The sequence below is a fragment of the Kosakonia arachidis genome, assembly GCF_900116535.1.
In the GTDB taxonomy this organism is placed as follows: Bacteria; Pseudomonadota; Gammaproteobacteria; order Enterobacterales; family Enterobacteriaceae; genus Kosakonia; species Kosakonia arachidis.
In genome coordinates, this window is sequence record NZ_FPAU01000013.1 from 13,615 (window position 1) to 39,492 (window position 25,878).

The 25,878-nt window shown below is 46.9% G+C and carries 21 protein-coding genes and 4 pseudogenes; 12 read left to right on the plus strand and 13 right to left on the minus strand.

Going from position 1 to position 25,878, the window contains the following annotated elements; translation table 11 throughout:
* Positions 1-115 precede the first annotated feature (115 nt).
* Positions 116-1,224 (plus strand): IS3 family transposase gene (locus BM427_RS24060; protein WP_425280046.1). Its coding sequence is split into 2 segments (ribosomal slippage): positions 116-377 and positions 377-1,224, totalling 1,110 coding nucleotides; the frame shifts between segments, so codons are not numbered across the junction.
* A 306-nt stretch (positions 1,225-1,530) separates the two neighbouring features.
* On the opposite strand, the gene BM427_RS24065 is transcribed toward BM427_RS24060, so the two are convergent.
* Complete coding sequence (locus tag BM427_RS24065) at positions 1,531-2,049, minus strand: hypothetical protein (protein ID WP_090126945.1); 519 nt, start codon at positions 2,047-2,049, stop codon at positions 1,531-1,533.
* A 598-nt stretch (positions 2,050-2,647) separates the two neighbouring features.
* A pseudogene (locus BM427_RS24070) lies at positions 2,648-3,700 on the minus strand (IS3 family transposase); the annotation flags it as partial.
* A 554-nt stretch (positions 3,701-4,254) separates the two neighbouring features.
* Here BM427_RS24070 and BM427_RS24075 point away from each other — a divergent pair.
* The 3 genes from BM427_RS24075 (at position 4,255) to BM427_RS24085 (ending at position 6,480) form a co-directional block, all read left to right on the plus strand.
* Entirely contained in the window at positions 4,255-4,773 is a 519-nt protein-coding gene (locus tag BM427_RS24075; protein ID WP_090126947.1) for a hypothetical protein, read from the plus strand.
* A 146-nt stretch (positions 4,774-4,919) separates the two neighbouring features.
* Positions 4,920-5,729 carry an EAL domain-containing protein gene (locus BM427_RS24080; protein WP_167518495.1) on the plus strand — a complete coding sequence of 270 codons (810 nt, stop codon included), beginning with the start codon at positions 4,920-4,922 and terminating at the stop codon, positions 5,727-5,729.
* A gap of 256 nt (positions 5,730-5,985) precedes the next feature.
* Positions 5,986-6,480 carry a hypothetical protein gene (locus BM427_RS24085; protein WP_090126951.1) on the plus strand — a complete coding sequence of 165 codons (495 nt, stop codon included), beginning with the start codon at positions 5,986-5,988 and terminating at the stop codon, positions 6,478-6,480.
* 78 nt (positions 6,481-6,558) lie between these two features.
* Here the strand turns inward: BM427_RS24085 and BM427_RS24090 are convergent, their stop codons facing one another.
* The 3 genes from BM427_RS24090 to BM427_RS24100 form a co-directional block, all read right to left on the minus strand.
* The gene (locus BM427_RS24090) at positions 6,559-7,554 is read right to left on the minus strand and encodes a tyrosine-type recombinase/integrase (protein ID WP_090126953.1); all 996 of its coding nucleotides are present in this window, start codon (positions 7,552-7,554) and stop codon (positions 6,559-6,561) included.
* A gap of 279 nt (positions 7,555-7,833) precedes the next feature.
* Positions 7,834-8,316, minus strand: coding sequence for a FidL-like protein (locus tag BM427_RS24095; RefSeq protein WP_090126955.1), 483 nt, complete (start codon positions 8,314-8,316; stop codon positions 7,834-7,836).
* Positions 8,317-8,325: 9 nt separating this feature from the next.
* Positions 8,326-9,069, minus strand: coding sequence for a winged helix-turn-helix domain-containing protein (locus BM427_RS24100; RefSeq protein ID WP_090126957.1), 744 nt, complete (start codon positions 9,067-9,069; stop codon positions 8,326-8,328).
* Between the two features lie 400 nt (positions 9,070-9,469).
* Between BM427_RS24100 and BM427_RS24105 the strand changes: the two genes are divergently transcribed.
* The 8 genes and pseudogenes from BM427_RS24105 to BM427_RS24140 all read left to right on the plus strand — a co-directional run.
* The gene (locus BM427_RS24105; RefSeq protein WP_090126959.1) at positions 9,470-10,102 is read left to right on the plus strand and encodes a helix-turn-helix domain-containing protein; all 633 of its coding nucleotides are present in this window, start codon (positions 9,470-9,472) and stop codon (positions 10,100-10,102) included.
* A gap of 978 nt (positions 10,103-11,080) precedes the next feature.
* A complete protein-coding gene (locus BM427_RS24110; protein WP_167518494.1) occupies positions 11,081-11,875 on the plus strand; it encodes a fimbrial biogenesis chaperone in 795 nt (264 codons plus the stop codon).
* Between the two features lie 33 nt (positions 11,876-11,908).
* The gene (locus tag BM427_RS24115; RefSeq protein ID WP_090126964.1) at positions 11,909-14,425 is read left to right on the plus strand and encodes a fimbria/pilus outer membrane usher protein; all 2,517 of its coding nucleotides are present in this window, start codon (positions 11,909-11,911) and stop codon (positions 14,423-14,425) included.
* Between the two features lie 22 nt (positions 14,426-14,447).
* Complete coding sequence (afaD, locus tag BM427_RS24120; RefSeq protein ID WP_090126966.1) at positions 14,448-14,897, plus strand: AfaD family invasin; 450 nt, start codon at positions 14,448-14,450, stop codon at positions 14,895-14,897.
* 61 nt (positions 14,898-14,958) lie between these two features.
* Complete coding sequence (locus tag BM427_RS24125; RefSeq protein ID WP_139234463.1) at positions 14,959-15,495, plus strand: hypothetical protein; 537 nt, start codon at positions 14,959-14,961, stop codon at positions 15,493-15,495.
* A 196-nt stretch (positions 15,496-15,691) separates the two neighbouring features.
* A pseudogene (locus BM427_RS25600) lies at positions 15,692-15,865 on the plus strand (IS3 family transposase); the annotation flags it as partial.
* A gap of 27 nt (positions 15,866-15,892) precedes the next feature.
* Complete coding sequence (locus BM427_RS24130; RefSeq protein WP_175539150.1) at positions 15,893-16,246, plus strand: hypothetical protein; 354 nt, start codon at positions 15,893-15,895, stop codon at positions 16,244-16,246.
* A gap of 173 nt (positions 16,247-16,419) precedes the next feature.
* A pseudogene (locus BM427_RS24140) lies at positions 16,420-17,030 on the plus strand (transposase); the annotation flags it as partial.
* Positions 17,031-18,026: 996 nt separating this feature from the next.
* Here the strand turns inward: BM427_RS24140 and repA are convergent.
* The 8 genes and pseudogenes from repA to trbC form a co-directional block, all read right to left on the minus strand.
* Positions 18,027-18,386 carry a plasmid replication initiator RepA gene (gene repA / locus BM427_RS24150; protein WP_280116117.1) on the minus strand — a complete coding sequence of 120 codons (360 nt, stop codon included), beginning with the start codon at positions 18,384-18,386 and terminating at the stop codon, positions 18,027-18,029.
* 4 nt (positions 18,387-18,390) lie between these two features.
* Positions 18,391-20,145, minus strand: a pseudogene (gene traG, locus BM427_RS24155) (conjugal transfer mating-pair stabilization protein TraG); the annotation flags it as partial.
* Complete coding sequence (gene traH / locus BM427_RS24160) at positions 20,145-21,509, minus strand: conjugal transfer pilus assembly protein TraH (protein WP_090126972.1); 1,365 nt, start codon at positions 21,507-21,509, stop codon at positions 20,145-20,147. The pseudogene traG and the gene traH, both read right to left, overlap by 1 nt.
* A gap of 127 nt (positions 21,510-21,636) precedes the next feature.
* A complete protein-coding gene (gene trbB / locus BM427_RS24165; protein ID WP_090126974.1) occupies positions 21,637-22,239 on the minus strand; it encodes an F-type conjugal transfer protein TrbB in 603 nt (200 codons plus the stop codon).
* Positions 22,229-22,456 carry a hypothetical protein gene (locus tag BM427_RS24170; RefSeq protein ID WP_139234464.1) on the minus strand — a complete coding sequence of 76 codons (228 nt, stop codon included), beginning with the start codon at positions 22,454-22,456 and terminating at the stop codon, positions 22,229-22,231. Before BM427_RS24170 ends, trbB begins: the two co-directional genes overlap by 11 nt.
* Positions 22,457-22,550: 94 nt before the next feature.
* Positions 22,551-23,339 carry a type-F conjugative transfer system pilin assembly protein TraF gene (gene traF, locus BM427_RS24175; protein ID WP_090126978.1) on the minus strand — a complete coding sequence of 263 codons (789 nt, stop codon included), beginning with the start codon at positions 23,337-23,339 and terminating at the stop codon, positions 22,551-22,553.
* Positions 23,336-25,180: a type-F conjugative transfer system mating-pair stabilization protein TraN gene (gene traN, locus BM427_RS24180; RefSeq protein WP_090126980.1), complete on the minus strand. Its 1,845-nt coding sequence runs from the start codon at positions 25,178-25,180 to the stop codon at positions 23,336-23,338. The genes traF and traN overlap by 4 nt, the downstream gene beginning before the upstream one ends.
* Positions 25,177-25,785: a type-F conjugative transfer system pilin assembly protein TrbC gene (trbC, locus tag BM427_RS24185; RefSeq protein WP_090126982.1), complete on the minus strand. Its 609-nt coding sequence runs from the start codon at positions 25,783-25,785 to the stop codon at positions 25,177-25,179. The genes traN and trbC overlap by 4 nt, the downstream gene beginning before the upstream one ends.
* Positions 25,786-25,878 lie beyond the last annotated feature (93 nt).

Consider the following 25,878-nt stretch of genomic DNA (forward strand, 5'->3'; position numbering starts at 1 on the left):
ACTGCTCCGCGTAATCAACGAAACTGCAATTTGTTGTGACCCTGACCCGAAATCCTGCACCATTCAGAAACAGAATGCCGGCATGATCTACACTCCCTGAACGGAGGTGGTGCCGATGAAAAAATCACGATTCACCGAAGAGCAGATTGTCTTTGCCCTGAAGCAGGCCGAACTGGGGACATCCGTGTCGGAGGTCTGCCGCAAGCTGGGCATTTCCGATGCCACGTTCTATACATGGTGCAAGAAATACGGCGGGATTTCGCCCTCAGAACTGAAGCACATGCGTCAGCTGGAAGAGGAAAACCTGCGGCTGAAGAAACTGGTGGCCGATCTGAGCCTCGACAAGGCCATGCTGCAGGATGTGCTGGCAAAAAAGACCTGACGCTGGCACGGCTGCGTGAATGGGTCCGGGAGCTGCAGGCGCGTTACGGGGCCAGCGAACGGCAGGTCTGTTTTGCGCTGCAGGTCAGCCTCAGTTCGTTCCGTTACCGCTCTGTGGCGGCCGATGACAGTGCGCTGCGCCTGCGTATCCGCGAGATCACGGAAACCCGCGTGCATTACGGTTACCGGCGGGTTTACATCCTGCTCAGGCGGGAGGGCTGGCGGGATAACCATAAACGCATTTACCGTCTCTACAGCGAGCAGGGCCTGTCCCTGCGTCTCAAACGTCCCCACCGCAATAAATCGGCACAGCGGCGACAGCCACAGCCTCAGGCGCGGTATCCGAACCATGTCTGGGGCATGGACTTTGTCCCCGATGCGCTGTTTGACGGAAGGCGGTTACGCCTGCTGACGATAATTGATTTGTTCACACGTGAATGCCTGGGGATCTGTGTGGGCCAGAATCTGCGCTCAACGGAAGTGGCGGAGATGCTGAACAGTATTGCACTCATACGCCCCTTACCACAGTTGCTGAAAACCGATGACGGGTCTGAATTTGCAGGAAAGATGCTGGACAAGTGGGTGTATGAACGGGGGATCCGTATAGACTTTTCCCGGCAGGGAACACTGACAGACAATGCCACGGTGGAGTCGTTCAACGGCCGACTGCGCCAGGAGTGCCTGAATGAGAACGGGTTCATGTCCCTGGAGGATGCGCGGTGCAAAATCGAGGCCTGGCGCATACACTATAATCAGCGACGTCCCCATTCTGCACTGGGCTGGATGACGCCATCTGAATTTGCTGAGAAGTCTGCCGGTTGCCAGAATATGCAGCCAGACTGAAGCCGGTTATTCCTGATTACGGCTGGATCATATTCGGAGTCAAGGTAAATCATGCCGGCATTCTGTTTCTGAATGGTGCAGGATTTCGGGTCTGGGTCAGACTCTGTCAAAGCTCGATTTATCAACTTAACAGATATGTGTCTCTGGCACCCTGGGTGGTGCCAGAAGTATGGTCAATGATAATCACATGCTGCTGCGCTATGGCCGTATAATGTAATTATGATGCTTGATGCTTCTATGAGGCAGGTATATTTTAACCTTCAACTTACGTGGACATATTATTATTCCTGCATATTACAAATGAGATTATGGAGTATAAATTGCGGCATCTAATGTCATAACATAATCATCTGCATTGATAGTATGGTCTCGGCTTGTATAAATGCTTGCTTCAGCTCTGGTTTGAGTGGAATTTATAACATACCAATTATCAGGATAAACAGATCCAACTCCTGTTATATTTTGGAAACGAAACTTCAAATGAATCTGGTTTTCCGGGTTGTTTTTCCCGTAAATAGTAGCAAGGGTATGGTTTAGATCGAAATTTCCTTGATTCCCAGTCAAACTCCAGCGTACAGCTAAATACACTGCTCCTTTTAAACTTTCAAGAGTAAAATCAGCAACTTTATAATCCTTTTCATATACCCCTGCAATAAGATTTGGCTTAGGGACAATAATTAAACGCAGCGAACCAGTAGGTTGAATGAAACTAATAGTCGCAGTTTCAGTAATTTGTCTGTTAAAAGCAGTAGATGATGCTGAAAACGCCATTCCTAGTGCTAAACAGGACATAAAAAATAACACGACCTTACTTCTTTTTTCCATTTCAATTCCTTTAGCACGACACACTTATATAGTGTTCGTTAGACTTAATTGTTACTAAACATAGGGGCTTAAACGAATTTTTTCATAAGCAGAATTTCCTACGTTAGTATTTTTATTATTTGTATCGAATAAAAACAAAATAATTAAATGCATGCACGTATAACAATAAAAAAAACCACTTAAATAATTTTACTTAGATTTTTATTCTAAAAGTGATCCATGCGTTTTCTGATGCTTAATATAGTTTGATAAGTTATTAGGCGATCGATATGTGAAATGATATATAGACGACTCTGTTGACTGCATTGCGACTGATAATGCAAACACTTGTAATGAATTGATAATACTGATTGTTGAAAATGTTCCGTAACGACATTCTTGTAATGTATAGCGCATAATCCTGCCATCCACTTTCAGAGACCTTCCGGCATATTCAATCTGCTAGCGAAGGAGCTCGTGACCTGCTTTCCCGTTAATTGACACACAGTGATGTTAGTTGGACTGACCCCACGACAATAGACAAATTCTGTCCTCACGACGAGGCCTATTCGAAGGCCTCCGGACTGACACCGCCGAGATGACTGTGGCACCATGCTCAGTTGTAGAGCACTTCAATATAATCGAAGATATCGGCTCGGGTCAGATCCCGGGTTTTGTATATTCTCTTCCTGATGCGTTCTTTTTTCAGCGAATTGAAGAACGATTCGGCCACCGCATTATCCCAGCAGTTGCCACGCAAGCTCATGCTCGTGGCCAGGTTATTGGCTCTACAGAAGCGCTGCCAGTCGTCGCTGCCGTACTGACTGCGGTCCGAATGCACGATAATCTCGCCGTCCGGTTTTCGTCGCCCCACGGCCACATGAGCGCATCCAGCGTGAGTTCGCGTGAGAGAGTGGGTTTCATTGACCAGCCAACCACATTCCGGGCGAAGAGACCGATGACGACTGCCAGAGACAGCCAGCCTTGCCAGGTACGGATGTAGGTGATATCGGTTACCCAGACCTGATTGGGCTTTACCACGGTAAATTCATTCTGAACGCGCTTAGGGGCAAAAACAGAAGGTCTGCCAGCTATCCTGCGGGCCACGCACCGCTTTAATCCGGTTCAGTTGCATAATCCGACCTATACGATTTTTACCTCAGGTTTCACCGATTTCGCTCAGAACACCATGTACCCGACGATAACCATATACGCTACCACTCAGTGAACAGGAGTCTCGGATGAGCGTCAGCAGGCGTTAATTGTCTTTATCTCGTGCAGAAACCGGATTATGCAGCTACGCATAGAATCCAACCCTGGCGACATTCAGGACACGACACATTGTCATGACACCCCATACAGCAAGGTGTTCATTGATAAAGCGGTTTCAGTCGGGCTCCCTTGCAAAGTACTACGCGCCCTTTTCCAGGATATCCCGTTCTTCTTCAGTGCGTTTCAGCTGTGCCCTGAGCTTCCGGATCTCACTTTTGGCTTCCAGTAAATCCCTGGCATGTTGTTCACTGTTATCGGATTTGATGGCCCGCAGCCACTTGAAAAGACTGTGTGCAGAAACGCCCAGACGATCGGAAACTTCGGCAACGGAATAACCTCGCTCCGTGATTTGACGGACGGCTTCTTCTTTAAATTCCGGTGTAAATCGTGGTGTGCCCATATACTCCCCCTATGCTCAAACTATAGGGCGGGATCTTCTACCGAGGGGGGCTGTCCAAATTGCGCTGTCTCAAAGCTAACCGGCGATCGTAAGAACCGATCAGGCCCCGGAAATCAATATGTATGAAGGGTTCTGAATGTGAATGAAATTATTACGCGAAGTGCTTACAGAAATGCCGCACGGGTGCTGTTCAGCACATCCCGTTTTTCCAGCGAACCTGCGTTGAAAGCTCAAGATCTTGCATGTTATTCCTGTGCTCAGTTTCGCGAAATAGCTCACGGAGGCATGATTGTTTCAGCATAAAGTGCTGCTAATCATATGTTGTGATAGTATAAAATCTAATATTTTATTTTAAGTGGTAAATAATTTTATATATTCAATAACTGAAGCATTATCTACTGATGAATTAGACGTGAGAATAAAATTATAAGTGAGGAGGCAGATGCTGGGCTTCAATGAGTGGCCATATTTAGATATCTGTTTCCTTAAATTCATGACTTTCTGTAAAGAATTTATGATTACAGAGTAATTATCCGAAAATTAAGGAGTTAAAAATGCAAAAGAAGCTGCTGTCAATTGCTATGGGTTTTATTACGCTCGGTATGGCTTCTTCCGCCTCTGCTGCGTTTATTGAGCAAGTTACCCAAACTTCAACGCTTACTTTTAGTCAACCAACGAGTGCATTAAACCTTGTAATTAACCCTGTTGCGGGTTTGACTGCTGGTGCATTTCAAAACGGCGCGCAGCTTGCTAATATTACCGTAACACAGACAGCTTCAACTGATCTTAATCACATTGGTCTCCGTTGGACGCCGGGAATCGCTAACCAAGTGGTTGAAAGCTCTCGTCAGGCTGTTGTATTAGGTGATACTTCTGCAACTAACCAATTAAAAGCGATTATTTCGTTCACCGGAGTCGCTGGTTCAGATGTTGCTTCTCCGGCAGGTGGCCCGTATTATGTTACGACTCCTACAGTCAATACATTGAATGCACAAATCCTCACACAGGGTAACCAGAATATCGCTGCAGATACTTATCCTATTAGTCTGGATGCTGCGGTTTATATTCCATAAGTAAGTGCTATTGCGCAGTAGTATTCACTACTGCGCAATGCTAGCGACATGTTTCCGCGAATGATTTTCAAACGCAAATACGCATTGCTTGGTATTGATAAATGTCTAAGCAAAATATCAGCATGTAAAATTGAATGAGCTTAAACATGACACAATCATCACTTTGTGTTGAGGCTAGTTTGAGAGATTTTTATATAACACCATCATCACTGCGTAAAGCATTTCGGGATAAGCAGCTGATTCCATATATACAGCCTATTGTTGAATCACATTCAAAATGTGTTGTAGGTGGTGAAGTTTTGCTAAGATGGCTGCATCCTGATTTTGGATATATTTCACCTGAGCTTTTTATTCCATACGTTGAAAAGAGCAGTGCTATTAATGAAATAACAGATTATATATTTGAATATGTAGGTAACTCGTTAAAATCTCATAGTGATACGTTACCAAGGAAAATGAAATTTTGTTTTAACATTAGCCCAAAAAACTTAAACAATAAAAATTTGTTACGAAGTTGTGCTAAATTTCTCGAGACTCTTGATGATATTGAACCACTGATTGTGCTTGAGATCACTGAAAGGGACAAAATTCCTGATTTGGGGAGTTTTGAATTAGTGATTAAGGCATTGCAAAATAATAAGGTACAGATATCACTTGATGATTTTGGTACAGGTTATTCCAACTATTATTATATTGAAATTTTCAACCCGGATTATTTGAAGATTGATAAGTTTTTTGTAAATGGCATAGGTGAGAAAATAAACTCACAATATATAATTAAAAGTATTGTTAGCCTCGCAAGGGATGTTGGATGTTTAACAATTGCAGAGGGGGTTGAATATGCTCATCAGTATTCATACCTTTGTCATGAAAATATTGATTATATGCAAGGATATCTTTTCTCGCAACCGATGATGATAAACAGTTTTGCATCATTGATTATCGATCGAAATTAACACAAATGAAGTGACTTGATCCAGTTATTTATTTTACACAGCATATTATATGTGGATGTTATGTCGTATATTAGTAGGCATTAAAAAGAAAATCCATTTAGTTTTTTACTTTATAAAAGGTTATCTTCTATGTGTTGAATGATTTCGGTATTTATTGCTGATGGATCAATGTGTTATATGTTTAGATTGAATGTAACAGGTGTTTTTATTCACCAATATCGATAACTAAGATGCGTTTAAATTGCGGAGGAGTGAAATGAAAAAAATTTACTCTAGAATCATTTTTACACTGGTTACTCTTACATTTTCTTCATTTTCATATTCAGAGGCAGTGGAGGAAAATCAAAAAATCGATATTGACTTGGCTTTTTCTGTCCCCTCTGCCCCATTGTCGTTTATTCTTAAAACCCTGGATAATCTTCATACTGGTATATTTGCTGATAGATATCCGGTAGCATACATAGAATTGAATGCTACACAATTATCTCAGATTGGTGTTCGTTGGAGTCCAACACTTCCAGGAATCACAACTAGTGCAAAGAAAATATATGGAATAAACAACTCTAAAAATGAGTTATCTCTTGCGTTTGATACTGAAGGACTTATACCGCAAAGGGAGGAGAGCGATACATATTATGTTACAAAAGAGGGCGTAAACAACTTTGAAACAACAGTGTTTGTTATTCCAGGAACAGAAATTCGTGCTGACTCCTATGAGATCATTATAGATGCAGCCATATACACTCGCTAACTTATTCCTGTTTACGAAGGGGGAGACTTGTTCGCGCCTGAGATAGTTTTCCCTTTAAGGATTTATTACGTGGTTTCATCATGAAATGATCAATCTGTCTCTTGCCCGACGTAGTTTATCCTCACCACGTCGATCATATTTCTGTGTGGTGGTGACGCTGGCATGACCCATTGCATCCTTCAGAGTAATCAAATCCTCGCCGTTGTCCAGCATGGCCGTCGCAAAGGTTCTTCTCAGGTCGTGTGGTGCGCATTTTTCAAGTCCTGCCTCGCGCTGGCGCTCCTGCAGGATATGGTACACCGCCTGGTCTGTGAGACGGTCATCCGTCACCACATCGTGGCGTCGGATGCGCGTGAACAGAGGGCCTGGGTGCTCACCGCGTACCTGATCGGTCCACAGCTCCAGCCGCTGCCAGGTACCGGCTGGTATATAGGCCATCCGTTCTTTGTTCCCTTTTCCCAGAACCTTCAGTGCCCGGTCGCCGGTCAAAATATTCTCATAGTTGAGTGCTACGGCCTCCGACCGGCGCAGGCCGCAACCGAGAAGCACAGCCAGCAGCGCTGCGTCACGTGGCCCCTTACTGCTACGGTCAGCGCCACAGACCATAAATAATTCCCTGATTTCTTCCCGTGAAAGTGCCCGCCCACGAGGCAGTGTACTGCCGCGGACCGAGCGAACCGCACGTATATGCTGATAATCCTCGACGTGCATGAGCTTCAGCATCCAGGCCTCCATCGCCACGCCACGTAGTGCCGACAGATAGGTATTGACCGTGGCAACCGCGAGCCCGGCATCGCGGAGCATTTCAGTTAAGGCAAGCACATGATGTCGGCGCAGGACCGCCCAGTTGCAGTCGCTCAGATCGCTGGCACCGAGAACGCGCGCCACAATATTGAGGACGGAGACCATGGTCCGGCGGCTTCGCGCCGAGTTCAGCGACAGAAGGTAGGCAAGAGCAGGATTTAAAGAGGTGACGGTGTCACTCACCAGATGTGCAGGGAAATCAGCGCCATCATAGATAGGTACCTGATGAGATGATGGGAAACTGTGCTTATCGTCGTGAAAGGTTGTCATCGTGCTCCCAGCTCATGGCTTGCTGAAGTTCTTACCAACGGTCAGAAACTGCCTGTTCACTGTGTGAAATCTGTGTCCACCTGTCCTTTCCAAGTGTATCAACTCATCTCTACTTTTTCAAAGGTACATTTTAATAAGTAAACTACAGCCAGCGTAAGCAACGGCAAATAAAATGTAGTGGATGTTCATGAGGGTCTGATAACTCATTGATTATATGTGTTAAGCCCCTGAATCTAGGGGCTTAATGCTGTTCAGCTAAAAATGTTGATGCATCTTGGTTCAATATGACAGGCAGGCAAGATATGGTGCAGAGAGGCCTCTTAAGATGAAAATATTTTCCTTAATGTTTGATATCTGCATGTAGAATGGAACGCCAACTTTCTGTGGCATGAAAAATTTCAAAAAAACAGTGTCATCTGTGGTATCGGTATCGTTTATATCCTGCGATGTTATAACTACTTTAAAATAATTCCCCTTTGCATTAGTCATATTCATTATATATGAACGGTTGAGTACCGTAGTTGTATCTCCATATTGTAGCTTCCCGTTAATGGTCAGGGTCGAATATTTCATATCATCAATGATAATTGCATACGCAGCTTTCAGGTAATAAGAGTTATTACTGAATTTTACCGTATAATTTACGCCTGACTTGCAGGTAAAAAAACGATCTGTTTTAAATTGGCTCATGTAAATCAAAAAAAAGGCTACCGACATCATGCCTATAGACAAAGTGGCTATTATTTTGTTGTGGGTTTGCATAGTAAATCCTTAATTGTCAATAAAAACGTTCTTTGTTGTGCTGCACTCAGAGTAGCCTGATGCTGATTTCTCACATCTCACATAAAATAAATTTTTGGGATTCATTACGTCTTTTTCATAAAAAAAGTCAATTTTTCTGTCAGAACATTCTTTCACATTTAAATTTTTTTTAAATTCTGAAATATCAGTTGAGAAATTTTTATCATAATTATAAGTGTTTAATAAATACAAAGAACACTGACTTACCTGGCTCAAAAGTAATGGGTTATCTTTATCTTTAATATAATTAGAAGGAGTAATTAAATAATATATAAGTGCAGAAAAAAGAAATACTATTAAAAATGAAAAAAGATAAGCCAGTCTTCGTATTCTTTTTTTTGATACGCCTTCAACAGCATGTTCATACAGTTCCACAACACTTTCATCAATACTGACACTGTCACAAAACATCTCAAAACCAACCTTAGGTATTGTTCTAAGCTGCAATCCATCTCCAGTGATATCGGAATAGGATTTTCTTATAGCATGCACATTATTGTTAAGACTTGAATTAGATGTGCGGTACCCCCGGTCTTCCCAGACTGTTTTTAAGAGATCGTCTCGCAAAATGACTTCTTTGTTCCGTAATAAAAGTATTTTAAACAAAAATGTTGCTGTTTCTGATAACTCAACGAAAATTTCGCGAGAATCTTTTAAGTACAGGGTGCAATGTTTGGTATCAAGGATAGCGATATCATTGATGGTGATTTTCATATTTTATTTCCTGCTATCATTTTCAGGTTGTTTATAGATAACAATGTGTAACGAGGGGGTATTAAATCAAAAGACATATTACTTAGATGATTTTTATTTTTCAAGCATCATATTTCACATGTTAAAATTTCAGAAAAAAAATCAATATTATTTTATGGAAATACCTTACCGTGCACTCCAAAAATTTTTTTTATTATTTTCCAAAATCGTGAAATTCAATTAAATAGTTTTATAAACTAATAATATTAATTAGGTGGTTTAATATTCTAATTTTCTGATAGTTTTAAAGGTATTGTTGTGTGGTATGGTCTCTTCTCCTACAATTTACAGTCTGAGCACCTGCTCTGCTCATACATAGAATGTAATCGGGAAAATCAGGACAGTCTGAGAAAGAATACATATGAATAAAATTAATGTTTCTATTGTTAGTAGTAATGTATATTTCAATCTTGGCATTAAGTTTTTAGTGGAGCACAATCTTGCATCCCTTCTGCCTGGGCATCGCATTATGTGTTCAATTAAAACTTCATTCTATGATTCTTTTTATTTTTCGGATGATAGTGAACATCGTATAGTTATAATGGATCTTGATACTTCTGATGAGACATTGTATGAAGGTCTTAAATTTATTACGCAAATTCAGGAAAATCACGAAAATATTAGAATAGTTGTAATAACCAGATATACTAATCCATTAGTAATTAAAGCAATAAGTAACCGTAAACCATCAGTAATAATGTTGCAGCAAGAACCATTAAGTGTAATAACTCAATATTTGGGAATTACTTTTTCTACTTTTTACGTAAACGAAATAACATTATTAAGCCCTATTGCGTCAAGCATTCTTTCATATGCCAGAGATTTAAAATGTTCTCCTAGAGAGCTTGAAATTGTTGTTTGTCAACAGGACGGTCTGAGTTTAAAGGAGACGGCAAAAATAATGAATATTCCATATAAAAAGGTTTCATTTCTTAAATGTAATCTCACCAGAAAACTGGGCTCAAGTGAGATTAATACTTACACTCTTGGTTAAGAAAAAGAGGAGATGTCTTCACGCTTCAATTTACATTTCATAGCAAATAAATAACATGTTATCAGAGATGCGATAGTATTTTTACAAGTACAGATGAATCTTATTCTATCGACATGTAAAGACACAAAAGGAACAACGTCAAATATTGATAAGCGTTAGAGGGTCCTGAAGACATTCTTGATGGAAATATGAATCCTCTATCGATGCCATCTGTATTATAAAATGCTAGCTGTCCTCTGAAATATATTATTTTTACTCATTATGTGAGCCTATAAATCCAACCAGAATCTATTTATTGGTACCGTTAAATCGAAATGTCTTTCCATGTTTTTCTTCTCTAGAAGAAAATCCCTCATTCATATCTATTGTCGTATTTATCCTTTCTGTATCGAACCCGCGTTGCTGAAGCGCTATTCTATATTATGAGATATTACTTCACGAGTACTTAACAAAGATTGCAAATTAGAAAGTTATAATGGTTTTACATTTCATTCCTAACAAGAGCCGTATCGGAGCATCTGCTATATGAGAATGAGATTCTGTGGCATCAGAACGGATCGGTTAAGTTTGTCTCACGTAACTTGGTCAAAACGCAGTATGTGATAAGTAAAACGCATTTTATGATAGACGGATTATCTTCCTAGCCGATAGCCGATACTGATCTTGGAAAACGCACGTACAACTTCGATAAAACTCCCTAGAAATTCTAGATACTCAAAACAACTATTAATTCTTATTTTTGGTAATAAATGGTTTTTTATTCTATAGATGTGTTTTTTAATGAATTATATACCGCCTGTTAATCACAGTGATGTAGATTCAAGTATCACTTTTACACCTGGCCTGCACTAACCCTTGACCAAGCGATACGCATTTCGGCTCCCTGGATAGCAGACAGAGGTAACGATGACTCGAAGCCAAAAGGCATACCCCATACTTAAAACTCTAATCATCGATAATGAGAGAAGGTTAGCTATTATGTTTCTGACTTTTCAACGTTATTCAATCGCATGCATTCTCATTAATGCCATGTTTTTCATATCTTTTGCTTATGCTGAACAACCTGAACAAAAACAAGCGGGTAAGACTAAGATTGAACAAAAAACCACATCATATTCTGTAGGTATTAGTACCACACGTATTATTTATGACCCTGAGTCATCCGGAGCCAGTGTTGGTATTAATAACCCAAACGACTATCCTGTTTTGGCAATGAGCGAAACCTTCACTGAAGATTCAAAGGACAAGGGAAATTTTACTGTTGTACCTCCATTGTTTCGTCTGGATGGTAATCAAAATAGTCGCGTTCGTATTATCCATACATCCAGTTCATTCCCAGCTGACCGTGAATCACTGAATTGGTTTTGCGTAACAGGTATTCCACCCGAAAAAGGGGATCAGTGGGATGAAGGGAGTAAAAAAGAAGTTCGGGATAACAAGGCTTTTTTGGATATCAGAGTCAAACTCAAGCAATGCATTAAAATTTTAGTTCGCCCTGCTGGCATAAAAGGTCGTGCTGATGAAGCACCATCGAAAGTAACATGGAAAATCAGTGGGAAAGAAATCATTGCTGATAATCCAACAGGTTATTATATCAACCTGAAAATGCTTTCCGTTGGAAGTAGTAATATTACTGAACCAGAATATATACCACCCTTTGGTTCCAAAAAATATACTCTACCTGCAGGTACTGGATCATCTAGAGAAATTAAATTCACTTCTATCAATGATCTTGGTGGGGTTAGTGCTACGGTTTCGCCCTCTTTACATTAATGCTTTAAGATTATTGCCACTGGATAACAGCAAATGAATAGAGTTATTACCCAAAAAAAATATGCTGTGGGTATCATTGCATATATTTTGTGTTCGCCTAGTTATGCAGAATCATATAAATTTGATCCTAAAATGGCAGGAATCTCAGATCCGAATGTTGACTTCAGCGTATTTAACCTAGGGCTACAACAGCCTGGCATGTATACGGTCGATGTTTATATTAACGGTAACAGGGTCGATAACCGCGATATAAATTTTTCTCTCAGACAACATGGGGATGAGACACTATTATATCCATGCCTGTCTCTTGAAGATTTGTACCGCTATGGCGTAGATACGCAATCAAAACCTGATATAAAGCTCAATAATAGCTGCGTTGATTTATTTTCGATTGTCGATGCAAGATTTAACTTTGATTTTTATAATCAACAGTTATTACTTAGTATTCCTCAATCTCGGATGTCAGCAATTATAACAGGGATTGCTCCAAGAGCATTATGGGATGATGGTGTTCCAGCGTTTCTAATGAATTACAGTGCAAATACGACGCATTCAGAATCATCCTATCAAGATGGGAATAAACAAAAGACTGACAGCACATATGTACAGCTTAATCCTGGTATTAATATTGGATCATGGCGCATGAGAAGCCAGACTAACTGGCAAACTAATTCTTCCGGTCACTCAGGATGGGAAACACCCTATACATATCTTGAACGAGGTCTGTATGACATAAAGAGTTCTTTAGTGCTGGGTGATCGATATACGCCCGGAGATGTTTTCGATTCGATCTCATTCCGTGGGATTATGTTAGGCACGAATGAGAATATGACTCCTTATCAGTTAAGAAGTTACTCACCGGTGATTACAGGGATAGCCAGAACTCAGGCACGGGTAGAAGTCAAACAGCGTGGATATACTATTTATAGCACGATAGTACCACCAGGTCCTTTTTCTTTAACTGATTTCAGCACTTCAGGTGATTCAGGTGGTGATTTGCAGGTTACGGTTCTTGAAACGGACGGCTCGCCTCAATTCTTTACTGTACCTTATCAGACGCCAGCTATAGCACTTAAAGAAAACTATATGAAATATAATTTCATGGCTGGGCAATACCGTAATTCTGGCTTAGATACAGATAAGAGCATCATGTTTCAGGGCACGTTGATGTATGGACTTCCTTGGGATTTAACGCTTTATGGAGGTATGCAATACGCTGATCATTACTATTCTTCCTCGCTAGGTATGGGCATTTCTATGGGGTCATTCGGTGCACTTTCAACGGATATCACCGGCTCTCATGCTAAAAGAAAACAATCTGATACTGAAGAAGGTGTTGCGATGAGAGCACGGTATAGTAAATATATGGTTTCAACAGAAACCAATTTTACTTTAGCTGCCTATAGATATGCGACCCGTGGTTTTAACTCACTAGAGCAGGTCATGGCGAGCTATGGTAAGGATTTAGACTCATCCAACAACTGGTATTCTGGAATTCAGGATCGAATCAAATCACAAGGAAGAATGTCAATTCAGCAGACGATGGGCAAGCTGGGAACACTGAGTTTAAACCTGAGTGCTAATGATTACTGGGATTGCGCCGGAAACAATTATAGCGTAGGGCTTGGTTACGGCTTTACAATATTTAATAAGGCTCAAACATCATTTAATTTTAATGAGAACCACTATAATAGTTGTCGTTCAAGTACTTCGCGCGATCGCCTTTTCGGAATGTGGTTTAGTTTCCCATTAGGAGGATGGGGGGGCGATAATACTAGGGCTTCGTTCCAGATGACTTCTGAATCTGAAAACAGAAATACCTATACTGCAGGTCTGAGCGGATCGTCTCTGAACAACCGCTTTAATTGGGATATAAGACAGAGCCACAGAGACAAGCAAGGGGCAGGTTCTGATACAAGTTTTGTGAACACGGGTTGGAATGGAAGTTACGGACAGGTTGGAATCAGCCACTTCTACAGTAACAGCATGCGCCAAACTTCCGCGAATGTGAATGGTGGGGCACTTCTATATAAAAATGGCTTGGTTTTGGGACAGAGCATTAATGATGCCGTATCAGTGGTTGAGGCGCCAGGTGCGAGAGGTGTATCGGTTATGGGAATGAATGGAGTAAAAACAGATTTCCGTGGATATGCTATTAATACAAACCTTGTTCCGTACCAAGAAAATTTAATAAGTATAGATCCTCTTAATATATCATCTGACGCAGAGATAACACAGACTGATGTGAAAGTGGTACCAACAGAAGGGGCGGTAATTCCAGCTAAATTCAATACACGTGTAGGCGCAAAGGGTCTGTTTAAAATTACTTATCATGGTGAAGTGGTTCCTTTGGGGGGGGTGGTCTCTGTCGTTGGTAAGGATGGGAATGCCGGAATTGTAGGCAGAGATGGTGAAGCTTATCTGACCGGGTTACCTGATAGCGGGGAGCTCTCTGTCAAATGGAATAACGGTAATTGTAAAGCTGCTTACACCCTGCCTTCTTCAGGTAAAGCAACTGGTCTGCAACAAGTTACTGTTTTATGTAGGTGATAATATTAAGGTATCTTCTGAGATGAAAACTAAAATTTTTTCACCATTTGTATTTTTAATGGCAGTTATCATGCTTTCTTCTGTGCGTCAGGCCATTGCATCAGAGGTTACAATGCCGACAATTGATTTTAATATGTTGGCGTTACAGAAAGCTGGAAGTATTTCAGATGGTACATTACTGGGACAAGGTAGGATTACTTATTCTGACTCTCATGCAGGGTTTATTCTTGGCGCTGATGCGGACAAAACTAACAGGCCTGGTGGATATATGTTAAGTGGGGTAAATAACACAAATAATAAGTTATACATACGAATGGAAAGTGAAGGTGCTATGGAGGATACACAGCAACGCGGTATTATTATCCTCACTGACCAAAATAGTGCTGCTTTTCGTATAAAAGTTGATGGAAACCAGAATATAACATCAGACAAATGGAGGCTGAGTTTACATGCTGTAGCTATTCTGCCTTAGCTAACGTTGTAATATTGTATTTTATCAAGACAAACTTTATATCCGTGAGGTATTTATGAACATGAAATTTGCGAAGACTATTACATTTGCCTGTTTTTTATTTGTTTTTTTTAATGAAACTGCTTCCGCAGAAAGTTTAAGCGGTAGAGCTACTCATGATATTGACTTTTCATTTCAAGCTCCATCTCAATCAATTTTGTTTAATTATATTACCACCCCTAACTTAGTTGCTGGAGAAGTTAAAGAAAACTTCAGGCTAGCTACTTTTAACTTATCCCCTGTTTCTGATAGTGGTGCATCCGTAGTCAAATTAGGTATTGCGTGGGACGCTGATGCTCCATATATGGTTGTTGATTCAGGAGCGGGGACGGTCGCTCATCTCAAAAATCTTGGTGTATCTGATGATGCGGCGCCCCTTCACGTTTTCTTGGACTTTGATAAACCAGCAACTCCGATTGAGGTTAATGGTGCTATATATAATACTCAGGATCTCTTAACGGGGGAAAAAATGCAAGGTTCGATTAGAGTTTTCCGTGACCAACTTGCAACGCCTGGTATCTACAGAGCAACTTTATTGACCGCCATTATCAATCCATAATATTTAAGGTGGGGATTACTCCTCACCTATTCATGGATTTTATGCATCTGAACTTTCTGGCTTACTATGTTAGATAGCAGGGGAATCCTGCAGCCTTCATATACATGGCATGCTCCTTCATTTTCTCTATGCATTTTTGTTATTACTGCTTCAGCAATATAAATGCCATCATTATGTTCAATCCACATTTCTTTAGCTGAAACTCAAGCGGACAAAGAAAAAGATCTACGGAACGCGGGAAGAAGCCTTCAGCGATATGTTTGATTACATCGAAATGTTTTATAACATTTAGCGTTGGCATGGTTCGAGTGATCAGATGCCACCGATGGAATATGAAAATCAATATTACCAACGGCTTGGAAGTGTCTAGATTATCCGTGACGATTCAAAGCAGGCCATGAGGATATTGAGGGAAGGCCTTGCAGACGGAAAAGCCGGGGAGCTGTTTAAGGCCAAAGAATTGGCTGTTGCAGCGAGAAATGCTGCCAATATGGTTGCACAGCAGGCCTTCGCAACTGCTTTTGAGGCGTGTGCTGCCGTTGGTTCTATGCCCGCATTCAATTGGGCTCTGATTGATCAAGCAATAGAAAAACGTGTTGCCGACTTAATTGCTGAGAAAGTTAGTTTGACACAATTGCAGCAAGATGGACAACGCCTGCAACTTGAAAAGCGCGTTAAGCAACTCAGGGCACTGCAGTGGTTATTTCAAATCTCGCCGAGCGCGAGCGTTTGGTCGCAGTGGATTTGCTAGATAAAGCGATGAGACTAGCGGCCAGCAATTCGTTGACCACTAAGCGCACCGAACTTGCGAGAACTGAGCTTGATGCTGGATATCAGAGCCGTTTTGATGCGGTGACCTGCCCCCCGTTGATTAATACACCGCGATGTTAGTAATGTCTTCATAAGCCACATGAGGACATCCCCATGAAGAAGCGTTTTTCCGACGAACAGATCATCAGTATCCTCCGCGAGGCTGAAGCCGGGATTCCTGCCCGTGAGCTCTGCCGTAAGCACGCCATTTCCGACGCCACCTTTTACACCTGGCGTAAGAAGTATGGCGGTATGGAGTTGCGCGAGGTTAAGCGCCTGAAGTCGCTTGAGGAAGAGAACGCCAGGCTCAAGAAGCTGCTTGCCGAAGCCATGCTGGATAAGGAGGCGCTTCAGGTGGCTCTGGGGCAAAAGTACTGACGACAGGCCCGAAGCGGGAAGCCGTGGTGTTGATGTGTGATGCGACCGGTCTGTCGCAACGTCGTGCCTGCCGGCTTACAGGTTTGTCCCTGTCAACCTGCCGTTATGATGCTCAGCGTCTGGCTGCTGATGCACATTTATCAGGGCGTATTACTGAGCTGGCGCTTGAACGCAGACGTTTTGGTTATCGGCGCATCTGGCAGTTGCTGCGTAGGGAGGGCCTTCACGTCAATCACAAGCGGGTATACCGTATTTACCACCTTAATGGACTGGGCGTAAAACGCAGACGACGCCGTAAAGGGCTGGCGTCCGAACTCTTTCCGCTTCTGTGCCCGGATGCACCGAACGAGCAGTGCGCAGCCAGTCATTCATGCCCGAAGGGCATAAAAGGCGATGCTCTGGTGTTAAATAGGAGTAAATAGCTGAATCGCCGATACCCGGCGAAGCCGGTCCGTTTTGATAGTTTTCACCTATCTCATCCCTCGCCTGCAAGACATCAACTAACTTTCAGACAATTTTGTTCTTACCAAGCCTCCCCGAGGGGGCGCAGTTAGCGCCGGACGCTTGCGGCCGGGGACGGCTGGACACTTGTGGCCTGCCGCGCGGTACTGCGAGTGCGCAGCCGCAGGCAAGCTACGGAGGCGTTTCTGCGGTGATACAGACGAAATTGCTTGATTTAACACGGTAGCTGCTGCTAAGCCATAACCCGCGTTCAGCGACGCAGTACGTTATGTGCGCGGTCGGAGTAGTCACGTCGAGGTTTTGCCGAAGACGGGGTGTATCTCCGCGTTAGCGTCCCGAAGGGCGCTTACGAGCGTGTCACGCAGGTCTTTCAGCGACAGAACTTACCGCGACTCAAAACCTTAGTTACATCATCCTCTTTAAAAGCGGCACTGTTCCGGGCCTTTGGCCCGGGGCGGCGCGGCTTTTCAGGGCTTAATGGCGGTTCTGTTGACGGGTTTCAGCGTGACAGGGACCCGCCGCTGGCGGTGGGGGGAAGCAAATCTCTGAGCGGCGCAGCCGTCAGGCTGCTGCAAGCGAAGGCCTCTTCTGGTTTTCCCCGTTATCTACTGATTTTATCCGGTGAATAAGGTTGATCATTTATGAAGACAGGTAAGGACGAAGTCCTGAATATTTTGCGCGTTATCAGAGGATGGTTGCTGATAACCGGGTTTGTCCGTTTGCGGTTAACTGTGGAAAGAGTGAAAACGGCTGCGGGTGTAGCCCTCTTCAGCCACATGCGGGGGAAGGAGTAGCATTGAGTTGCTGCAAATTTAACCATTGATTTATGACAGACGTGCGAAAGCCTCCGCAGTTAAGCGGATGGTTAAAAAAACGGCTGCCTAGTGAGGGGGAGGGGTTCCCGGTGGCTCGAGATTCACCAGTTCAAGCTGGTAAAGCTGCGCCCAGACCATTTTCTCGAACTGGTGTGACGTCATGTGTCCCACATCGCCCTTCAGGCTGCGCATCAGTCCTTCGGAAATCTGGCGCTTGCGCTCATCGAAGGGGAGTTCTGCCAGCTTCCTGCGTTGCTTGCCTTCGATAGCGCGCGTTCTGCGCGTCAGGATGGTTTGGTTCCGGCAGCGTTCATACCAGCGGCTACGGGCTGCCTTGAGGGACAGGGTCTCTCCGGGCGCAAGGAGTCCGTCACTGATGGCCGCCAGGCGTTCAGCCTGCTCTGCCCGAAGTTTATCCGTATCAATTCCCGTCATCCGAACCCTGACTCAGGCTGTCGGTACTGCCGCTCTGGCTGGCGACCTGCTGCAACTGACTCCAGCCACTGGTGACGCTGTGGTTATAGCCATCCAGCGATGATTGCGCCTGCACCTGCGACAACCGGGCCTGTTCCTGGAATCCGCTGCTGGCCAGCTGGCTGAGACGCATATTCACCGGCAGGTTCGACATCGCGCCAGAGCCATCAATCACATTCTGGCCACTGGCGGTCACGGTATGGCTGGAGCCGTTATCGGCCTGCCACGTCTGCTGCCCCTGCCGCTGCATCAGGTTAGTGTCCATCTTGTTCTGGTTGACGTTATCCATCGACATATTGTTAAACGACCAGTTACCATCGGCTGTGGTGGAGGCCACGCCAGCTGAGCCGAACGCCATCGAACTCATCACGCTGCCGGCCACCTGAGAGCCGATTGCCGCTGCACCTTTGGTCAGGAAAAAGGACAGCACCGGAATCGACATGGCGCAGTAACCGGCCAGATTAGCCACATCCGAATGCTGCAGCGCCACCGCATCCTTGTTGGACAGCACAAGGGGTGTTCCCCCTGTTTTTGTCTGCAGCCAGAACGTGGCGGCATAGTTCAGGATGGCGAACATCACTGGCCACATCTGGAAGTAAAGGAACCCGCAGATATAAATCTTCAGCGTGTTCAGGCCAAAGATGGCATGGTTGGCCGCCGCAAGCGCGATGACCAGCGGGAACAGACAGACCAGAATCAGCATCATCAGGGACTGCAGGAACGGCAGTTGCCGGGTGGCCAGCGTGCTGCCCGCCGCCCAGCTTATACGTTGCTTGGTGGCCGCGTTCTCGGTCGCGAGGTTCAACAGGTTGGCCGTGTCAGAAGACCGGGCAGCAAAGCCCCGGATGCCCTGCTGTATCGCGCTGTTGGTCACGTTGTTTTTCATGATCTGCGCAGCACTCATTCCACCGGCATAGAAAAAGCCATAGCTTTCGCCCATTGAGTTGGCCAGCAACGTGGCGCCGTTCAGGCGGTTGCCGAAGATTTTCTGCGTCAGCCAGGCAAACGTCGGGCTGCTGACCTGCGCATCCTGCCCGGCCAGCGTCTGGATTTGCGCGGCCGCCTGCTGGCAGGTCAGAAATTCGCGCGTGTCACTGGTCGTTTTGAAAATACCGCGCAACGGGCTGGGGTTACTGGTGATCAGCCCCAGCGGGTCGGTGGTGTTGAGCAACTGGTTCACCGTGTACTTGTGGTTCAACAGGATGTCGCCAATCACGCAGTTTTCGACATAATCCGGCAGCATCTGCGCCAGCTCCGGGTTCTGGGTCTGCATGTCACTGCTTTCCGCCACAATACCGGAGCCAAACAGCATCCCGGTTTTGGTGTAGGTCACCGAGTCCGGGCGCGCCATCATGTAGTCATACAACTGTGCCATATGAAAACCGATACTGGTCGACAGGGAAGCAATCCCGGCCAGCCCCACCGGGACGTTATCAGTCACCCAGACCGTCGCCGGATCCGTAATGTCGATAATCTGCACTGACCTTTTGGGGACAATGAGGGCTGAGGTTATCAGCGTAAACACCGCCAGCCACTGCACAAACACCATCGGGTTCCTGCTTTTGACAAACGAGGCCACGATACCCAGCACGGAGAAGGTGCCGACAATGCGCAACAGTGTCCCCCATGTGCTGGTACCGAGGATGCCGACAACGGCGTCAAAGGCCGATTTCCACATCCCGCCGCCGTAAATGGTATAGACTTCAAGCATCAGGGATTCCCCCAGTGATAGTTGCTCTGGTATGAGCCGGAAACAATCGTGGATACCTGCTGCTGCAGGTACTGCATATTGCGGTCGATGCCGTCCAGCGCGTTCTGGTCTGCGGCAGACTGCAGCTTCATGTCGGCCAGAAGCCCCTGGGCATGGATGACGTTATCGCGCAGTTTTGAGGCGGCCTCTTCCGGCCAGTTTTTACCGGCCATCGACAGCGAAGCCTGTTTGACCAGTTCCTGCAGGTACTGAATCATCAGGTCCTGAGCAATGAAGTCACTGACCTGAATCAGGTAGGTGGCGCTCTGCCCCATGCTCTGGGCGTTAGTGAGGTACTTGAGCACCGGCACGGAGGTGGTGTTTACGAATCCCTTTTCCTGGTCGTTCAGCGCGGTGTCATCCACCAGTTTCGACTGCATGGACAGCATCAGGTTTTTGACCAGCGTGACCAGTCCGTTACCTTCGTCGATGGTGACATCCTTCACCACCGGACCAAGGCACAGCGTTGCTTCATCGCAGCCGTACACTTTCGCTGAACCGCCCCGCATCAGCACCTTTATCAGGTCACGGTTATCAACCAGCGGCGTCAGAATGGTCACCTGCCCGGCATTGTTGAAGATGATGGAGCCGACGGTACTCATGACCAGCTCCTTCAGTTCCCGGTTACTGTCGAAGAGATGGTTACGACTGAGTGCATCCCAGATCAGGTTTTTATTTTTCAGCACCTGGTCTTTCTGGCTGTCCCCTGCCCGGCTGGTCACGCTGTCGCTCTGGCCACCCACGGTGCAGCCCTGCCGGGACGCTGCCCAGTCCGAGAAGAGATTGCTTTCGCCGGCAATGTCCTGACAGATTTTCTGCTGGGACACCTGCGTTACAGGCCACAGGCCGCCGATGATGCCCTGCGCTGCCTGACAGGAACTCATGTTTGCTGAGTTCACATCACTGGCCAGTTTCTGCAGGAAGTCTTTCGCCTGCTTCAGTTCCGGCACCATCGTCTGCAGGGCAAGATCGAAGGCGTATCCGGTAGCGTTACTCATGATTTGTTTAACGAAGCGCTGAATTTCCTCGCCGTTTATCATGGAAAATGCCCCGAGATAGGCATCAATACCGCCGCAGCCGGCATTCAGTGACGGCACCTGCATCGATATAAGCTGGACGTTCTTGACCGGATTGCGCAGGTAAACCGAACCGCCGGTGAAGTAACCCGCCGCCTGTCCCTGCCAGGCCTGAGCCTGAGTCACATTGCCGCTGTAACCGAGGCTGCCAAAGAATCCGTTCAGATCCCCGTTCACATCCGCACGGGCGGGAAGAGAGGCCATCCCGGCCATAAAGACCAGGGCAGCAATCAGAAACGGTTTAAGCATCGGGCACCTCCGGTGTTGTGTCTGTACCCGATTGCAGTGGCGAGGAACGCCACGGCAAACATCAGGCACGCGCGCCCGGAACGCGTTAACGCATACATGGATGTATTCATTCTGTAGTCCGTCTGTATTACTGCGGCGTAACTTGTGCGTTCGCCGGCATGGGAGGAAGTGAACGGGGGTCGACCTGATCCATATCTGCCTGAATCAGGCTGGCGTAGCGGTCTTCCAGTGTGGTGATATCCATCACCCCCTGCGTCAGCGGGTACGCTTTCAGGGTGTGGACATTCACCATAAAGGCCGTCGGCGTGGCTATTGGCAGACCGTTGCCAAAGAACGTCATGATTTCATCCGCCAGTGGCGATGCCGGGTCGGTTTTACGCGGTATCAGCGGCACCGGGAAGGATGCATCCCCGCCGCCGTCCAGGGTGTAGGGATACACGCGGATCCGATGCTCATCCGCCCAGCGCTTCAGGTCGGGATCAAACTTCGCACTGTACTGACAGTGGGACTGCATGAAGACCACCACCGCATAATCCGCCATATCTGCCCGCCGCCCGTCCGGCAGCTGCATCAGCACCGGTGTTGCCGTGGCGGGCTGTTTCACCGTGCCGGCATCGGGCTGTGACTGCGTGGCTTTGGCAGCATCGATGGCGGCGATTTCTTCCCGCGCGCCGGCACTGGCCAGCAGGGGGAAAAGGAGCAGGAGAACGGAAAGGGCGCTACTTTTCATCTGACGCCTCCGGGGGAACGTCATGGCGGTGCCGCCAGTGCCACCAACGGTTACAGGCGAGAAGCAGCCCCGCGAATACCATGAGAAGATAGCTCCCCCACAGGCACATCAGTTGTGACAGATGGGGGTACACACCGGTGATATCGCCGAGGCATTTGAACAGGATGCCAGCAAAGAAGATGACAACAATTTCTGACAGGGAAAGAGGTTTCATCATTTCCCCCCTGCCAGCGCGGTGACAAAACTGAACCAGACGGCACGACAGAGCGAGCGCAGGGCGCGCCCGGTACGGATGTTATTCATGGAGAACCTCAGAAATTAGGTTTGAAGCCGGTTGAAACGTTCAGGAAGCGTCTGGCCAGGTCATCCTGCGTCATGAACCCGTAAACCAGTGGCTGGTAATCACGGTTACGCGGGTCAACGAGGAACAGCGCCGGGAAATGCGTGATGCGCATCGCCTGTATCTGTCCGGTGTCTGGACGGGAATCCGGCAGAGAAGGTGCCACCTGCCCGTCAACCGATACCGGAATCAGCGACAGATGGTTTGCTTTCGAAAAATCTGCCACCACCCCGGCCATCTGCGTGTCAATCGGATCGCTGCCCCGGTAGAAGTAAAACATGCCGTACTGCTGCCCCAGATCTGCTATGGCCTGCTGGCGCTGTTGCTGGTCGCGGGTCTGAACCAGCGGGGCCATACTGTTGTAGTGCGGGTATTCCAGGTTGTAATCCAGCTCCGGGTGCGTCAGCTGCGCAGCTGCAAAGGACTGACTGAACATCGAGCTACGGTCAGTCCAGAACTTCTGCCACTTCAGGTACGTCGCCGTGTTTTCCCGCGTCGGGTACAGGATGGCGCGGTTAAGCGCCTCCCTTGTGTAAGCCTGCAGCACTTTTGCCTGCTCGACCGCTGACATCTTGCTGAAGTCCGGAATATCCGGTTTTTCAGGCTGTTCACGCGAAGGCGCAGGTTCCGGTTTCGGAGGCGTCTTCGGCTCGTTGTACCATGACCAACCGGTAAACGGCGGTGCCGGCGAAATGATTTCCTCACCGGTTGCCGGTAGCGCCAGAACCACCATCAGCAAAGTAAGGAGACGTTTTATCATTTTGCCCCTCCGCTGCTCTGTTGCTGCTGTACCTGTGCCGCAATCTTGTCCTTAACCTGCTGGACCATGACGGACGTGTCCGGGATTTTCTGATTGGCTATCAGGTCACTGTAGAAATCCTGGAAGTTAATCAGGTCAAAATTGATGGCCTGCAGCTGCGGCACAGTAATGCCGCTGCAGTTGGGGCTGTCTCCGCTTCCGAAACCAATGCCCAGCTGGTCGCGACGTCCCTGCTCCATGATAATGCGCGCCAGTTTGCCACCAAAGACGCAGTACACCTGGCTTTTCTGAACGCACACACCGAGGACCTGGTGATCACAGCGGTCACCCACACTGACCGTGACTTTTTTGGCCTTCGCTTTGCCCAGCGCCATCTCGTCACTGTTACAGGAGGCCAGCCCTGCATCGGAACCCCACCCGGAATCCTTGCAGCAGTTGGAAAACCCGGCGAACGCCTTGCGACAACTCATGGCCTGGCCGGTAAACGCCTTCACGTTTATCTGATCATTGATGATGTCATCACCTGCTGAAGCCAGCCCGGCCAGTTTGGCGACCGCCGTATCAAAACCGCTGTCACCGGTACCGTCCGTATCGCTGCAGTCCCCGGTCTTACAGAAATACTGCCCCCCGCAGACCAGACCACTGGAGGAATATGTTTTCTGGCACTGGTACGTTTCTGACTGGTGAGTACAGACGCCCGATTCTGTTGTGGTACAGGTATGGCTGGAAAGCGTGCAGGCCGGGTCACTCATCAGCGACGCGCAGTTGCCTTTTGAGTCGGTGACCGTCACATAAGAATCGGTATACGCCCAGCAGCTGTTAGTCTGGCTGTACTGCTTGCCATCCACAGTGACCGTCCGTGTCCCGCCAGGGTCAGTACAGACACTCCCCGCGCTGGAAAGCGCTTTCGTTTTGTCAAAACCACAGCTTTCTGACCAGGTTGTCTGCGGAACCCACACGCGAGTGCCGGTGCGAAAAACAATGGTGATGACAAAATGAAACATCTGCGAATCCTTTCCCATCTCCCATATCTGAGGAATGATCTGTGGGTTATTGTCATGGTTACCGAATGTGATGGTGAGATTTTCTCCTTGTGCAAAGGTCCGGCCTGCCGGAAGGTTATAAGACCCCGAGTTGCCATACATGGTCATCAGAGTGCCAAGCGCGGTAATATTCAGAAACCAGTTACCGTTACTTTGAGCAAGGGACTTCTTAAACGTATACGTCATGCTGGCGGAATATACGGTGCCGGCAGGCATGGGCCAGGAGGCATTGATGGTGCTGACATCGAGGTTACCGGAATCGATAGTGACGGTTTGATACGTGTAATTATCCTGATAAGAGCCGGTAATGGATGCTGTGCGGCCACAGGTCTGGATTACCGCCACATCCCGGTCGCAGGTGTAGTTTTCAAAGGTCGATTTGGATACCGTTGTTGAGGTGCACTGCGAACCGGTTCCGTCCAGTACGCTGCCGGCCGTACTTTCGGCCCCCTTTCCGATGGTGATATAAGGCGCATTCGGATCAATTACCGGTGACGGGTTTTTCGTCCCGGAATCAATAACAGTCTGTCCGGCATCGTTGTTCTGTAGTGCCTGCTGTCCTTTGTCACTCAGCCCGCCGTCTCCCCCGGTGACACCGCCGTAATAGCCACTTTCGGGCGGACTGCTGGTATAGCCGGGAATGCTTCCTGTCACTGAGCCGGGATTGCTGAGCGATGACGTGCCCTGTGACGAATTGCCCTTGCCGAAACTTGCGCCGGCATTAAACGCATCACTGTTTGCATCGGCGAGCGCGCCGCCGGCTAACAGCAACGCCGCAAGAATAATGAATCGCTTCATCGGGATGCCTCCAGCAACTCGCGCGCAGTGGCTGCACAGTCGCCGTGCTCCGCCACTTTCTCCAGCGCCTGTTTAAGCGGCAGGCTGCCGCGAATCACATCGGAATGGCCAGGACAGTTCACAACCAGTGCCGGAATCGCAGTAATGTGGTAATCGCTGAACAACGTCGGGTCGACCTGTACCCCGATGTTTTTATCTTCTTTGGTCAGCTGAAACATGGCGTTTGCCGTTTGCCTCAAATCGTTGTTAAGAAGCCCACGGATAGTCGCGGGTATCCCGTAGCGATGCGCATCCTGTAACATCGGCAGAAGGCCTTCGCGGGGTAGTCCCAGGCTGACAAAGTAGATGGCAGGAAACGTTTTCTTCTCTGTATCAGGCTGGTCTTTTGCGATCCCCTGCTGCAGGCGGGTTACCAGATCCTGCTGCGCGGGTGGTAACGACATCGACGTGTCTTTCAGACTCTCTTTAAAAGACTGCAAAGCATCCTGCTGTTGTTTCATCCAGGCCCGATCATTCGCGGACACACCGGCCTGTTCACTCGCGGCGGCGGACAGGCAAATTACCAGGCTGCTGGCCAGCAGCGCCCGGAAGAGTACTTTTTTCATCGGGGAACCTCACAGGTAAACGCAGTTACGCTTTCGCCACAGCAGCCATCCGAAGTTTTTCTTCGATTCAGGGGAGTTATGCGGCGACGACCC

Bases quoted from the DNA above. Each gene is read 5' to 3' on its own strand.
- BM427_RS24065 (WP_090126945.1), bottom strand. From the start codon at position 2,049: ATGGAAAAAAGAAGTAAGGTCGTGTTATTTTTTATGTCCTGTTTAGCA.
- BM427_RS24075 (WP_090126947.1), top strand. From the start codon at position 4,255: ATGCAAAAGAAGCTGCTGTCAATTGCTATGGGTTTTATTACGCTCGGT.
- BM427_RS24080 (WP_167518495.1), top strand. From the start codon at position 4,920: ATGACACAATCATCACTTTGTGTTGAGGCTAGTTTGAGAGATTTTTAT.
- BM427_RS24085 (WP_090126951.1), top strand. From the start codon at position 5,986: ATGAAAAAAATTTACTCTAGAATCATTTTTACACTGGTTACTCTTACA.
- BM427_RS24090 (WP_090126953.1), bottom strand. From the start codon at position 7,554: ATGACAACCTTTCACGACGATAAGCACAGTTTCCCATCATCTCATCAG.
- BM427_RS24095 (WP_090126955.1), bottom strand. From the start codon at position 8,316: ATGCAAACCCACAACAAAATAATAGCCACTTTGTCTATAGGCATGATG.
- BM427_RS24100 (WP_090126957.1), bottom strand. From the start codon at position 9,069: ATGAAAATCACCATCAATGATATCGCTATCCTTGATACCAAACATTGC.
- BM427_RS24105 (WP_090126959.1), top strand. From the start codon at position 9,470: ATGAATAAAATTAATGTTTCTATTGTTAGTAGTAATGTATATTTCAAT.
- BM427_RS24110 (WP_167518494.1), top strand. From the start codon at position 11,081: ATGTTTCTGACTTTTCAACGTTATTCAATCGCATGCATTCTCATTAAT.
- BM427_RS24115 (WP_090126964.1), top strand. From the start codon at position 11,909: ATGAATAGAGTTATTACCCAAAAAAAATATGCTGTGGGTATCATTGCA.
- afaD (WP_090126966.1), top strand. From the start codon at position 14,448: ATGAAAACTAAAATTTTTTCACCATTTGTATTTTTAATGGCAGTTATC.
- BM427_RS24125 (WP_139234463.1), top strand. From the start codon at position 14,959: ATGAAATTTGCGAAGACTATTACATTTGCCTGTTTTTTATTTGTTTTT.
- BM427_RS24130 (WP_175539150.1), top strand. From the start codon at position 15,893: ATGAGGATATTGAGGGAAGGCCTTGCAGACGGAAAAGCCGGGGAGCTG.
- traH (WP_090126972.1), bottom strand. From the start codon at position 21,509: ATGCTTAAACCGTTTCTGATTGCTGCCCTGGTCTTTATGGCCGGGATG.
- trbB (WP_090126974.1), bottom strand. From the start codon at position 22,239: ATGAAAAGTAGCGCCCTTTCCGTTCTCCTGCTCCTTTTCCCCCTGCTG.
- BM427_RS24170 (WP_139234464.1), bottom strand. From the start codon at position 22,456: ATGATGAAACCTCTTTCCCTGTCAGAAATTGTTGTCATCTTCTTTGCT.
- traF (WP_090126978.1), bottom strand. From the start codon at position 23,339: ATGATAAAACGTCTCCTTACTTTGCTGATGGTGGTTCTGGCGCTACCG.
- traN (WP_090126980.1), bottom strand. From the start codon at position 25,180: ATGAAGCGATTCATTATTCTTGCGGCGTTGCTGTTAGCCGGCGGCGCG.
- trbC (WP_090126982.1), bottom strand. From the start codon at position 25,785: ATGAAAAAAGTACTCTTCCGGGCGCTGCTGGCCAGCAGCCTGGTAATT.